General features: G+C 68.0%; 10 protein-coding genes and 2 riboswitches. Of the genes, 3 read left to right on the forward strand and 7 right to left on the reverse strand.

From position 1 onward, the window contains the following. Positions 1 to 94: 94 nt before the first annotated feature. Positions 95 to 1,579 carry a CoA-acylating methylmalonate-semialdehyde dehydrogenase gene (locus AC1DGD_RS08325; protein WP_476849375.1) on the reverse strand — a complete coding sequence of 495 codons (1,485 nt, stop codon included), beginning with the start codon at positions 1,577 to 1,579 and terminating at the stop codon, positions 95 to 97. Between the two features lie 68 nt (positions 1,580 to 1,647). Then, entirely contained in the window at positions 1,648 to 2,550 is a 903-nt protein-coding gene (gene mmsB / locus AC1DGD_RS08330; RefSeq protein ID WP_243179644.1) for a 3-hydroxyisobutyrate dehydrogenase, read from the reverse strand. 201 nt (positions 2,551 to 2,751) lie between these two features. Between mmsB and AC1DGD_RS08335 the strand changes: the two genes are divergently transcribed. Continuing rightward, positions 2,752 to 3,651 (forward strand): LysR family transcriptional regulator, encoded by a 900-nt coding sequence (locus AC1DGD_RS08335; protein ID WP_476856487.1) that lies wholly within the window; start codon positions 2,752 to 2,754, stop codon positions 3,649 to 3,651. A gap of 139 nt (positions 3,652 to 3,790) precedes the next feature. Here AC1DGD_RS08335 and AC1DGD_RS08340 read toward each other — a convergent pair whose 3' ends face one another. The 3 genes from AC1DGD_RS08340 to AC1DGD_RS08350 form a co-directional block, all read right to left on the reverse strand. Continuing rightward, positions 3,791 to 5,173 (reverse strand): MFS transporter, encoded by a 1,383-nt coding sequence (locus AC1DGD_RS08340; protein WP_476856488.1) that lies wholly within the window; start codon positions 5,171 to 5,173, stop codon positions 3,791 to 3,793. Positions 5,174 to 5,339: 166 nt separating this feature from the next. Continuing rightward, positions 5,340 to 6,479 (reverse strand): homoserine O-acetyltransferase MetX, encoded by a 1,140-nt coding sequence (gene metX, locus AC1DGD_RS08345; RefSeq protein WP_476856489.1) that lies wholly within the window; start codon positions 6,477 to 6,479, stop codon positions 5,340 to 5,342. Positions 6,480 to 6,490: 11 nt separating this feature from the next. Beyond that, positions 6,491 to 6,606, reverse strand: a riboswitch (SAM riboswitch). 183 nt (positions 6,607 to 6,789) lie between these two features. Further along, positions 6,790 to 8,106, reverse strand: a complete 1,317-nt coding sequence (locus tag AC1DGD_RS08350; protein ID WP_476856490.1) for a bifunctional o-acetylhomoserine/o-acetylserine sulfhydrylase — start codon at positions 8,104 to 8,106, stop codon at positions 6,790 to 6,792. A 61-nt stretch (positions 8,107 to 8,167) separates the two neighbouring features. After that, positions 8,168 to 8,283: riboswitch (SAM riboswitch) on the reverse strand. A gap of 169 nt (positions 8,284 to 8,452) precedes the next feature. On the opposite strand from AC1DGD_RS08350, the gene AC1DGD_RS08355 reads away from it, so the two are divergent. Further along, positions 8,453 to 9,091 (forward strand): VOC family protein, encoded by a 639-nt coding sequence (locus AC1DGD_RS08355; protein ID WP_223914077.1) that lies wholly within the window; start codon positions 8,453 to 8,455, stop codon positions 9,089 to 9,091. Between the two features lie 174 nt (positions 9,092 to 9,265). On the opposite strand, the gene AC1DGD_RS08360 is transcribed toward AC1DGD_RS08355, so the two are convergent. After that, the gene (locus AC1DGD_RS08360) at positions 9,266 to 10,033 is read right to left on the reverse strand and encodes a CPBP family intramembrane glutamic endopeptidase (RefSeq protein ID WP_079551520.1); all 768 of its coding nucleotides are present in this window, start codon (positions 10,031 to 10,033) and stop codon (positions 9,266 to 9,268) included. A gap of 100 nt (positions 10,034 to 10,133) precedes the next feature. Between AC1DGD_RS08360 and AC1DGD_RS08365 the strand changes: the two genes are divergently transcribed. Then, positions 10,134 to 10,814 carry a histidine phosphatase family protein gene (locus AC1DGD_RS08365; RefSeq protein WP_028278302.1) on the forward strand — a complete coding sequence of 227 codons (681 nt, stop codon included), beginning with the start codon at positions 10,134 to 10,136 and terminating at the stop codon, positions 10,812 to 10,814. Positions 10,815 to 10,877: 63 nt separating this feature from the next. Here the strand turns inward: AC1DGD_RS08365 and AC1DGD_RS08370 are convergent, their stop codons facing one another. Continuing rightward, positions 10,878 to 12,110 (reverse strand): amidohydrolase family protein, encoded by a 1,233-nt coding sequence (locus AC1DGD_RS08370; RefSeq protein WP_476856491.1) that lies wholly within the window; start codon positions 12,108 to 12,110, stop codon positions 10,878 to 10,880. Position 12,111: the final 1 nt, after the last annotated feature.

Here is a 12,111-nt window from a genome sequence, read left to right on the forward strand (position 1 = left end):
AGGCAGCAAACAACGCGGGGTCACTTGCGGCCCATGATCCGGTGCCGGATGGGCGATAAGTGACCCCGCGTTGCTTTTGTTGGGGGTTGCGGCGTCAGTCGACCTGGGGGAAGCCGAGGTCGATCACCGAGGTGGACGGGTCCGGCCAGCGGGTGGTGACCACCTTGCCGCGGGTGTAGAAGCGGATGCTTTCCGGGCCGTACATGTGGGTGTCGCCGAACAGCGAATTCTTCCAGCCGCCGAAGGAGAAGGTGCCCACCGGCACCGGGATGGGCACGTTGACGCCCACCATGCCGGCCTCGACGTCGAACTCGAACTGGCGGGCGGCGCCGCCGTCGCGGGTGAAGATGGCCACGCCGTTGCCGAACTCGTTGTCGTTGACCAGCTTCACGGCGTCGGCGTAGGTCTCGACGCGGACCACGGAGAGGACGGGCCCGAAGATCTCGTCGTCGTAGACCTTCATTCCGGGCTTGACGTGGTCGATCAGGCTGACGCCGATGAAGAAGCCGTTGGAGTCGAATTCGTGTTCGCGGCCGTCCACCACCACGGTGGCGCCCTCGTTGGCCGCGCCGGCAACGTAGGAGGCCACCTTGTCGCGGTGCTCGGCCGTGATGAGCGGACCCATCTGGGAGGCCGGGTCTGTGCCCGGGCCGATCGTGAGGGCAGCCATGCGGGTGCTGATCGCCTCCACGAGGTCGTCGGCGATGCTGCCGACCGCGACGAGGACGCTGACTGCCATGCAGCGCTCCCCGGCGGAGCCGTAGGCGGCCGAGACGGCGGCGTCCGCGGCCATGTTGAGGTCCGCGTCCGGCAGGACCACCATGTGGTTCTTCGCCCCACCCAGGGCCTGGACGCGCTTGCCGTGATCGGCGGCGCGCTTGTAGATGGACTGCGCGATCGGCGTCGAGCCGACAAAGCTGATGGCCTTGACCGCCGGGTGTTCCAGCAGGACATCCACGGCTTCCTTGTCCCCGTGGACCACGTTGAGCACCCCTGCCGGCAGCCCGGCCTCAGCGAAGACCTGGGCGATGAAGATGGCGGAGGACGGGTCCTTCTCGCTCGGCTTGAGCAGCACGGTGTTTCCGCAGGCCAGGGCGCTGCCGATCATCCACAGCGGCACCATGGCGGGGAAGTTGAACGGCGTGATGCAGGCGACGACGCCGACCGGCTGGCGGACCGAGTGGACATCGACGCCGCCGGAGACCTGCTCGGAGCGTTCGCCTTTGAGCATGTGGGAGAGCCCGGTGGCGAATTCGATGTTCTCCAGGCCGCGGGTGATTTCACCTTCCGCATCCGAGAGGACCTTGCCGTGCTCGCTGGTGAGCAGGGCCGCGAGTTCGGGCCGGCGCTGCATGAGCAGTTCACGGACCTTGAAGAAGATGGCGGTGCGCCTGGCCAGGCTCGTGGCGCGCCAGCCGGGCAGGGCGGCGCGGGCGGCCTCGATGGCCTCCTCGACGCGGGCGGCGGAGGCCAGGGCGACCTCTTTCTCCTGCTCGCCGGTGGCCGGGTTGAACACGGGGCCGAAGCGCTCGGCGTCGGAGATCAGGGCGCCGTTGATGAAGTGCGGGATGCGTTCCATGGGTGGGTCTCTTTCGTGAGGGGCAGGGCCGTGAAGGGCAGGGCCGTGAAGGGCAGGGCCGTGGGGGGCTAGTTGGCGGACTCGAGGGTGCCGTCGACGAGCTTGACGATCATCGAGCAGTCCTGGCCGGACTGGCCGGAGTCGATGAGGCGCTGGAAAAGCTGCTGGACGTGCTCGCCGAGTTCCAGCGGGGTGCCGGTGTCCCGCGCGGCGCTGATGGCCAGGCCGATGTCCTTGTTGGCCAGTTCGGTGGTGAATGTCGGGGCGAAGTCGTTGTTGGACGCGGCGGTCGGCACGACGCCGGCCACGGGGTACCAGGTGCGCAGCGCCCAGCTGTCGCCGGAGGAGACCGACGCGATGTCCCAGAAGACCTGCTTGTCCAAGCCGAGCCGCTCGGCCAGGACCGCGCCCTCGGCGGTGGAGGCGAGGTTGATGAAGAGCATGAGGTTGTTGCAGATCTTCGCGGCCTGGCCGGTGGTGGCGCCGCCGGTGGGGATGATGTTCGCGGCCATGGGGCGGATGTATTCGGTGGCGTCGGCGACGGCGCCGGCCTCGCCGCCGATCATGAACGTCAGCGTGGCGGCCTTCGCGCCGCTCATGCCGCCGGAGACGGGTGCGTCGACGAAGCGGAAGCCGGCGGCAGCGGCGGCGTCGTGCAGGGCCTGCGCGGAGGCGATGTCAATGGTGGAGGAATCCACCAGGAGGGTCCGGGTGTCCGCGTGGGCAAGGACGCCGTCCTGGCCGAGGTACACGGCGCGGGCGTGCTCACCTTTGGGGAGCATGGTGAAGACGACGTCGGCGCCGGCGACGGCCTCGGCGATGCTGCCGGCGGCCTTGACTCCCCCGGCCTCGGCGGCGGCAACGGCTGCGCTGTTGAGGTCGAAGCCACGGACTTCGTGTCCGGCGTTTGAGAGGTTGACGGACATGGATCCGCCCATGTTTCCGAGTCCGATCCAGGCGATGACTGCCATGGCTTAAGCTCCTTTGCTTGATGTGCTGCCGGGCGCCTCGACGCGCTCCGGCGTGAAAGCCGAAACTCCGGCGCCCCGGTGTCCACCATCACACCCTGTTAGAGTGCAATCAAGGTAAAAAATCACAGATGCCATGTGCACAGATGCACAATCATGGCTCTGGCTCCGCCACACTCGCTGCAGAGGGGGACAATAGTGGACTTGCGCCGGCTTCCGAGCCCCGACGACCTGCTGATCCTGCTGACCGTGGCACGCCTGGGCCGGTTCAACGCCGTGGCCGAGACGCTCGGCACCACCCACACCACCATTTCCCGCCGCGTCCTGGCCCTCGACAAACAGCTCGGCGGCCGGACGCTCGAACGCAACCCGCACGGCTGGGAGCTGACCGAGCTCGGCAGCCAGGCGGTCGCGGCGGCGGAAGCTATCGAGGGCACTCTCAGTGCCCTCTCCAGCAGCATTGCCCGCTCCGGCGACGTGGTCTCCGGCCTGGTCCGGATCAGCACCCCGGACGGCTTCGGCGCCGAATTCCTGGCCCCGGCCCTCGTCCGGCTGCAGCGGGCGAATCCGCTGCTCAACGTCGAACTGCTCAGCGCCACCCGCAAGGTGAGCCAAAACCGCTCCGGTGTGGACCTGGAAGTGGTGGTGGGCAACATGGACACCACCACCGCCCGCGCGATCTTCCTGAGCAACTATTTCCTCAGGCTGTACGCCAGTCCCGGCTATGCGCAGGAGCACGGGCTTCCGGCAACGCTCGACGACGTCCGGCAACACGGCTTTGTCTCCTACGTGGAATCGGCGCTCCAGGTCGCCGAGCTGGGCCACCGTTCAACGCAGCTGCCGGTGCCGCGGTCCAGCTTCCAGGCCACAAGCGTCTTCGCCCAGCTGGAGGCCGTCCGGCGGGGCGCCGGGATAGGCCTGCTCCCCAATTTCCTCGTGGCGGGCCGGCCGGATTTTCTGCCCGTCCTGCCGGACGACTTCCAGCGCCAGCTGCCCATCTGGGCTGTGGCCCGGCCCGAGGCGCTGCGTTCGGCCCCGGTCCGTGCCGTGCTGGAGGCGATTCGCGGCGAAATCCGGGAGCGGCAGGATGTGCTGTCCGCCTGAGGCGCCAGCGCAGCCGAACTGGTGCCTGCGGCGTTAGCCTGCGGCGTTAGCCTGCCGCGTTAACGCAGACTGCCCGGATCCGCGCGGTGCGCGGATCCGGGCAGTCTGCCCCCACCGGGTTTGGTGAGGCCGGTGAGGATTACCGCTTGCTGGCGGCGAGGAGGTCGGCGGTGCCACGGGCGTCAGCGGCGTCGACGTCGCGGAGCGAAATGCCGCGGGTTTCCTTCAGGAAGAACACCGCAACCAAAGTGACCACACAGGCGCCGAGGAGGTAGATGGCGACCGGGACCGAGGACTTGTACTGGCTCAGGAGCGCGACGGCGATGATCGGAGCCAGCGAACCGGCCACAATCGAGGTGACCTGGTAGCCCAGCGAGACACCGGAGTAGCGCATCCGGGTCGGGAACATTTCGGCCATGAGCGCCGGCTGGCCGGCGTACATCAGGGAGTGGAACAGCAGGCCGATGGTGATCGCAGCGAGGATGATGAAGTCGTTCTTGGTATCCATCATCGGGAAGGCGAAGAAGCCCCACGTGCCGCCGAGGATGGCGCCGGCCATGTAGACGGGCTTGCGGCCGACGTTGTCCGAGAGCCTGCCGACCATCGGAATCACGGCGAAGTGGACGAGGTGCGCCACGAGCAGCAGCAGCAGGATCCGCGAGGTGTCCGTCTGGACGACGACCTTCAGGTACGTGATCGAGAACGTGACCACGAGGTAGTAGAGGATGTTCTCGGCGAAGCGCAGGCCCATCGCGGTGAAGACGCCGCGCGGGTAGCGGCGGAATACTTCGGCCACGCCGTAGCCCTTGTTCTCAACCTCGACTTCCTTTTGCGCCTCCAGGAAGATGGGGGCGTCCTGGACCTTGGTGCGGATGTAGTAGCCGACCAGCACGATCACGGCGGAGAGCCAGAAGGCGACGCGCCAGCCCCAGCTGAGGAAGTCGGCGGAGGACAGCACGGAGGACAGTGTGAACAGCACGGCGGTGGCGAGCAGGTTGCCGAGCGGAACGGCAGACTGGGGCCAGCTGGCCCAGAACCCGCGGGACTTGCTGGGGCTGTGCTCGGCGACGAGGAGGACGGCGCCGCCCCATTCGCCGCCGACGGCGAAGCCCTGGGCGAAGCGCAGGAAGACCAGCAGTGCCGGGGCCCAGTAGCCGATCTGCGCGAAGGTGGGCAGGCAGCCCATCAGGAAGGTGGAAACGCCCACCAGGAGGATGCTGACCTGGAGCAGCTGCTTGCGGCCGAACTTGTCGCCGAAGTGGCCAAAGACGATGCCGCCGATCGGGCGGGCGACGAATCCGACGGCGTAGGTCAGGAACGCGGCGATAATGCCGTCGAGTTCCGTGCCCGAATTGGGGAAGAACGTCTTGCCGAAGACCAGCGTGGCGGCGGAGGCGTAGAGGAAGAATTCATACCACTCCACCACCGTGCCGGCCATGGAGGCCGTTACTACCTTCTTCAGTCCGGACGTTTTGACGTCCGGCTCGTCTGCGCGCGTTGTCGCGGCGTTTTCCGTGCTCATGTGAACTCCTTCGGTGTCGCCTTCGACACCCTGCGGACCATTGGACTGAGGACGCCCGTGATGTAGGGCACATGGCGTCATTCCCCATGAGTATGGACGCTCCCGCCCCGAGCCTCAACGGCCATTAGTGCAGAGCGCATCTGCAAAAATGCACAAGCGGGCCGGCCTAGTGGCCGAAGAAGGTCTCCCGGAGCTGCCCGCTGAGCTGGCCGATTTCGGTCAGGAAGCCGTCGTGGCCGATCGGCGCTTCAATGATGTGCAGTTCCGGGCCGCCCGGCAGGGCCTCTGCCAGTTGACGGGACTGGGCCGGGAAATACAGGCGGTCCGAGTCCACGGCCGCCACCAGGAATTCGGCGGTGGCCGGGGCCAGTGCCTCCCCGAGGCTTCCGCGCCCCCGGCACACATCGTGGCTCATGAGGGCTTCGGTGATCGCGATGTAGCTGTTCGCGTCGAAACGCCGGGCCAGTTTGCTGCCCTGGTGGTCCAGGTAGCTTTCCACCTGGTAGCGCCCGCGTCCGGCCAGCGATCCGGCTTCCAGGGGCGTCTCGGACTCCTGGGCGTTGCGGCCAAACCGGCCGTCCAGTTCGGCCGCTGAGCGGTAGGTGATGTGCGCGATGCGCCGGGCGAGGGCGAGCCCTGCTTCGGGTTCCGGGCCGCCGTAGTAGTCCCCGCCCTTGAAGTGGGGGTCCTGGCGGATGGCCAGCGTCTGGGCCTGCGCGAAGGCAATCTGTTCGGCGGTGCTGCTGGCGCCGACGGAAATCACGGCGCAGCGCCGGACCCGGCCGGGAAACGTGACGGCCCATTCAAGGGCGCGCGCGCCGCCGAGCGAGCCGCCCAGCACCGCGTACCAGCTGCCGATGCCCAGGGCATCGGCCAGCCGCGCCTCGGCGGCGGCGGTGTCCCGCAGGGTGACCAGCGGGAACCGGGATCCCCAGGGGCGCCCGTCGGGGGCCGGGGTGGAAGGTCCGGTGGATCCGTAGCAGCCGCCCAGGATGTTGATCGAAACGACGAAATACTTGTCCGTGTCCACGGGAGCCCCGGGTCCGGCGAGCTGTTCCCACCAGCCGGGCTCCCCGCTCTCGCCGCGGGTCACGTGTGTATCGCCGGTCAGGGCGTGTTCAATGAGCACGGCGTTGGAGGCGTCCGCGTTCAGGGTCCCCCAGGTCTCGTAGGCGAGCACCACATCCGGCAACGGAGTCCCGGATTCGAGCTGCAGATCACCGATCCTGACGAACTGGACGGTCCCGTCAGGGGTCCGGGATGGTTTGGTTTCGGGAACACCCGTGCGGGTGACGGCAATCGTCATGTGAGGACCTATCTTCGCGCTTGCCCGCCGTCAGCTGACCGGCAGGCCAGGTCTTCACCCGGGGCACCCCGCCGCAAAAGGAGGGTTGCCGGCCAGCAAGCCGGGGCTGTCGCTGGCACTCATGACCTGGTACGAGTCTACGAAACGGGGTGCGGAAATGACGAAGATTATGACTTCCATGTGACAGCCGGACCCGTCAGCACCGCAGACTCCCCACCTTTGACAGCCGTGACTGGCGGGTCGCCCCGGAGTGCCGGCGATTCCCGGTGTCATGCCCGTAAAGGTGGGGAAATTCGGCGTGGGCTTCGGCCTAGGCGGACTTGGCCGCGCGGAATCCGGCGTCGAGGTCCGCGAGGATGTCGTCAATGTGCTCCAGTCCCACCGAAAGCCGCACCAGTCCGGGGTTCACCCCGGCGATCACCTGCTGTTCGGGCGAGAGCTGGCTGTGGGTGGTCGACGCCGGATGGATCACCAGCGACCGGACATCGCCGATGTTCGCGACGTGCGAGTGCAGTTCGAGGGCATCGACGAACCGCTTGCCGGCCTCCGCTCCCCCGGCAATGTTGAACGCCACGACGGCGCCGGTCCCCTTGGGCCCGTACTTGCGGCCGCGCTCGTACCAGGGGCTGGACGGCAGCCCGGCGTAGGCGACCGATTCGACGTCGTCCCGCCCCTCCAGCCAGTGCGCCACCTTCGTGGCGTTGGCCACGTGGCGCTCGACGCGCAGGCTCAGCGTTTCGATGCCCTGGGCGATGAGGAAGGCGTTGAACGGGGACACCGCGGAGCCGAGGTCGCGCAGGAGCTGGACCCGGGCCTTGAGGATGTAGGAGAGGTTCGCGCCCAGCGCGCCGTCGGCTCCGAGGTCGCGGGCGTAGACCAGGCCGTTGTAGGTGGGGTCCGGGGTGTTGAAGCCGGGGAACCGCTCCGGGTCCTTCCCGAAGTCGAAGTTGCCGGAGTCCACGATCACGCCGGCGATCGCGGCGCCGTGCCCGCCGAGGTACTTGGTGGCGGAATGGACCACGATGTCCGCGCCCCACTCGATCGGCCGGATCAGGTAGGGGGTGGAGAGCGTGTTGTCGACAACCAGCGGCACGCCGGCCTCGTGCGCCACCCGGGAGACGCCCTCGATGTCCAGGACGTCCTGGCGGGGGTTGGAGACCACTTCGCCGAAGAACAGCTTGGTGTTGGGCTGGACGGCGTCCCGCCACTGGTCCAGGTTGTCCGGGTCCGCCACGAAGGTCACGGAGATGCCGAACTTCTTCAGCGTGTGCGCGAGCAGGTTGTAGGTTCCGCCATAGAGGCTGGGGCTGGCCACCACATGGTCCCCGGCCTCGGCGATATTGAGGATGGCGAACGTCTCGGCGGCCTGGCCGGAGCTGAGCAGCAGCGCCGCGAGACCGCCTTCCAGGCTGGCGACGCGCTGTTCGACGGCGTCCTGGGTCGGGTTGCCGATCCGGGTGTAGATGGGCGCGAGCTCGGCGAGCGCAAAGCGGTTCGCGGCGCTTTCGGCGCTGGGGAACACGAACGACGTCGTCTGGTAGATGGGCAGGGAACGCGCGCCGGTGGCGCTGTCCGGCTCCTGGCCGGCGTGGATCTGGCGGGTTTCAAAGGACCAGGCGTTGGACATTGGTGCTCCTCGAGTCACTGGGCACAGCACCGGCCTGGGCTTTCGGCCCGAACCGGAACAGGCGCCGCGCTTGCCCTCCGGCGGGCGCCGGACGGCCAGGTCTTCACCCGGGGCACCCCACCGCGATACGAGGGTTGCCGGCCAGCAAGCCGGGGCTGTGCGCTGGCACTCATGACCTGACTTCAGTGTAGGAATGGCGGCGGAGCCCTGGATAGCTTTGTGACGAAGATGAAGACGGCCGCCGTGACGGAGCATCCGGGGCGCCGCGTTCCGCGCCCCAGGACGTCCCATGACGGTTAGGGGAGCCTAAGCTGAGAGGTCCATCACAAAGTGCCAAGATGATGGCATGCGCATGGATCACGTCTCTTACGCCTGTGAACACGATGGCTTGGCAGCCACCACTGAACGTATTGCGTCTGCCCTCGGCGTTGAAGCCGTGAAGGGTGGAGTGCACCCCCGTTTCGGGACACGCAACATGATTATCCCGCTCGCGGGACACAAGTACCTGGAAGTCGTGGAGGTCCTGAACCACCCGGCCTCCGACAAGGCCCCGTTCGGCCAGGCCGTCCGGGCACGCTCCGAGGCCGGCGGCGGCTGGATGGGCTGGTGCGTCGAGGTTGACGACCTGGCCCCGTTCGAGGAGCGGCTCGGCCGCGCCGCCGTCAACGGCAACCGGAAGTTTCCCGATGGCCGCGAACTGGTCTGGAAGCAGATCGGCATCCTGGGGCTCATCGCCGACCCCCAGGTGCCGTACATGCTCAAGTGGGAGGGCGACCCGGAGTTGCACCCGTCCAACGCCTACGCGAGCGATGTCAAGATGTCCGCACTGACCATTGCCGGTTCGGCCGAGCGCGTCACGGAGTGGCTGGGCGAACCGGTTGAAAAGCCGCTGGAAGACGTGGCCGTGAACTGGATCGCGCCGCACGGTACTCCCGGCATCCTCTCTGTCACCTTCGAGACCGCCTCCGGAGCGGTCACGATCTAACGCTCCACCCGCCCCACGCTTCGGCCGCCATCTCTTAGGTGCCAACGATGTCACCTAGGAGACGGCGGCCGAGATCATTTAAGGCCTGCTCCTAAAAGCAACGCGGGGCCACTTCGCGCCCGTCCGGGGGCTCCGGATGGGCCCGAAGGGACCCCGCCTTGCTTTGCGAGGAACTCAGCCCAGGCCCACGGCCTTGCCGAACAGGCTGAACCCCACGAACGCCACGGTGTCCAGGATGGCGTGGGCGATCACCAGCGGCATCACCCGTTTGGTCCGCGTGTAGACCAGCGCGAAGACGACGCCCATCACCGCGTTGCCGATGAACGGCCCGAACCCCTGGTACAGGTGATAGCTGCCGCGGAGCAGGGCGCTGGCGGCGATGGCCGCCGGCACGCTCCAGCCCAGTTTCCCGAGCCGGTCCAGCAGGTACGCCACCACAATCACTTCCTCGACCACCGCGTGCCGGATCGCGGACAGGACCAGCACCGGCACGGTCCACCAGTACGCGTCCAGGGCGCTGGGGATGATCGCCGTCGTGATCCCCAGCGCCCGGCCGGCGGCGTAGAGCCCCAGGGACGGAATGCCGATGAGCGCGGCGAGTCCGAGACCCTGCAGGAGGTCCTTGCCGGGCCGGGCGAAGTCGAAGCCGATCCTTCGGAACGCCGAGGTTCCGCGCTCACCGGCCGGCCAGTGCTCGGTGAGGAAGTAGATCACCAGGGCCACCGGGACCAGGGCGAAGATGATGTCCAGCAACTGGTAGGTGAGGTCGAAGTATTCGCGTGCGCTCTGTGAGCGGTTCAGGGTGGATGTCCCCTGGGCCAGCGGCGCCGTGGTCATCTTGTCCAGCAACTGCACCAGGGAGTAGATCGCGGACTGCCCCAGCGACAACCCCAGGACAATCAACACTTCGAACCGCAGCCGACGGCGGGAGGGAACCAACATGGTTCTATCTTGCCTGCACTTGCCGATAGTTTGCTGGTGCCCGCATGGTGCCGGCCGCGCCGGCACCCCCGGCTTTTTGGGAGCCCTATGCTTGGGGATTATGAGTGCGCCCCGGAAAATCATCATGATCCGGCACGGCCAGTCTGCCGCCAATGCCGACACCTCGATCTACAACCGTGTTCCGGACTACCGGATCCCGTTGACCGCGCTGGGCCTGGAGCAGGCCACCGCGGCCGGGGAGGAGGTCCGGCGCCAGCTGGACGGCCGCCCGGTGTGCGTCTACGTCTCCCCTTACCTGCGCGCCTACCAGACCCTCGAGGCGCTGAATCTCGGCCCGCTCGTGGAGCGGGTGATCGAGGAACCGCGCCTGCGCGAACAGGACTGGGCCAACTTTCAGATCGCCGGCGACATCGAGGACCAGAAGGAGCTCCGCAACGCCTACGGGCACTTCTTCTACCGCTTCCGCGAGGGCGAGTCCGGTTCCGATGTGTATGACAGGATTTCTTCCTTCATGGAAACCCTGCACCGGCACTGGTCCCGGCCCGGCTATGCCCCGAACGCGCTGTTTGTGACGCACGGATTGACCATGCGGCTGTTCTGCATGCGCTGGTTCCACTGGTCGGTGGAATATTTCGAGTCCCTGAATAACCCCGAGAACGCCGAGGTCCGCACCCTGCTGCGCACCTCGCACGGCAAGTACGAGCTCGACAAGCCCTTCACGCAGTGGGAGAAGAGGCGCGTGGACGAGACCGTCCTCGACGCACCGCCCATGATGTTCTAGGGCGGCCCGTCCGGGGCCGGAGCCAGCCGGGTCAGCGGACCGGCTCGCTAACGGACCGGCTGGCTAACGGACCGGCTGCGCTACACCGGCGCGCCACACCGCGTGCGTCAGGGGGATGCCTGGCCGGTAGGCCAGATGCGTGGCGGAAGGTGCGTTGAGCAGGTGCAGGTCCGCGCGGTGCCCGACGGCGATCGAGCCCACCGCGCGTTCGCCGTCGGCGTCGTTCCCAGACTCCCGCCCCAGGGCCAGCGCGCCGCCGTAGGTCGCGGCGCGCACCGCCTCGTGGACGCTGAGCCGCATCTGCAGCACGGCGGTGGTGACGCAGAACGCCATGGAGCTGGTGTAGGACGTGCCGGGGTTGCAGTTGGAGGCCAGCGCCAGCTGCACACCGGCGTCGAGCAGTTCACGGCCGGGGGCCAGCGGCTGCCGGGTGGAGAGATCGCAGGCCGGCAGGCACGTGGCGACCGTGCCGCGCTGCCCGGATCCGGGCGTGCCGCTGCCGCCGGCGGCGTCCCAGCCGGACCAGCTGCCGGCAAGGGCATCGACATCCGCGGCTGAAAGGTAGTTCACGTGGTCCACGCTCGCGGCGCCGACTTCCACGGCCAGCCGGACGCCGGGGCCCTCGCCGAGCTGGTTGCCGTGGACGCGCAGCCCCAGCCCGGCGGCCTTGCAGGCCAGCAGCACCCGGCGGGACTGGTCCTCGTTGAACGCGCCCTGCTCGCAAAAGACGTCGGCCCAGCGGACGTAGGGCAGGACTGCGGTGAGCATCGGCCCGCAGACCAGCTCCGTGTATTCCTCCGCGTCCATCCCGGCGGGCACAAGGTGCGCCCCCAGGTAAGTCACCTCGTCCGCCACGGTGGAGGCGATGCGGGCGCTGCGGGCCTCGTTCTCGAGGTCCAGGCCGTAGCCGGTTTTGGTCTCCAGGTAGGTGGTGCCCTGCGACACGGCCTCCGCGACGCGGCCCATCGCCAGCCGGGTCAGGTCGAAGTCGCTCGTGCTCCGGGTGGCGCCGGTGGTGACGGCGATCCCGCCGGCACTGTAACTCTCCCCCGCCATCCGGGCCTCGAACTCGGCAGTGCGGTCCCCCGCGAAGATCAGGTGCGTGTGCGAGTCGACCCAGCCCGGGAGGAGCGCCCGGCCACCGGCATCCACCCGTTCGTCCGCGGCCGGGGCGTCGGCCGCGGGCCCGAGCCAGGAAATCCGCTCCCCCTCGATTACCACCGCCGCGTCGCGGAGGACGCGGTGTTCCGCGTCCTGGGTCATCAGTTCGGCGACATTGGTGATGAGGGTACTCATG

It is taken from the genome of Arthrobacter sp. 05T45 (assembly GCF_056395875.1).

Bases quoted from the DNA above. Each gene is read 5' to 3' on its own strand.
- AC1DGD_RS08365 (WP_028278302.1), top strand. From the start codon at position 10,134: ATGAGTGCGCCCCGGAAAATCATCATGATCCGGCACGGCCAGTCTGCC.
- AC1DGD_RS08355 (WP_223914077.1), top strand. From the start codon at position 8,453: ATGCGCATGGATCACGTCTCTTACGCCTGTGAACACGATGGCTTGGCA.
- AC1DGD_RS08360 (WP_079551520.1), bottom strand. From the start codon at position 10,033: ATGTTGGTTCCCTCCCGCCGTCGGCTGCGGTTCGAAGTGTTGATTGTC.
- AC1DGD_RS08370 (WP_476856491.1), bottom strand. From the start codon at position 12,110: ATGAGTACCCTCATCACCAATGTCGCCGAACTGATGACCCAGGACGCG.
- AC1DGD_RS08325 (WP_476849375.1), bottom strand. From the start codon at position 1,579: ATGGAACGCATCCCGCACTTCATCAACGGCGCCCTGATCTCCGACGCC.
- metX (WP_476856489.1), bottom strand. From the start codon at position 6,479: ATGACGATTGCCGTCACCCGCACGGGTGTTCCCGAAACCAAACCATCC.
- AC1DGD_RS08350 (WP_476856490.1), bottom strand. From the start codon at position 8,106: ATGTCCAACGCCTGGTCCTTTGAAACCCGCCAGATCCACGCCGGCCAG.
- AC1DGD_RS08340 (WP_476856488.1), bottom strand. From the start codon at position 5,173: ATGAGCACGGAAAACGCCGCGACAACGCGCGCAGACGAGCCGGACGTC.
- mmsB (WP_243179644.1), bottom strand. From the start codon at position 2,550: ATGGCAGTCATCGCCTGGATCGGACTCGGAAACATGGGCGGATCCATG.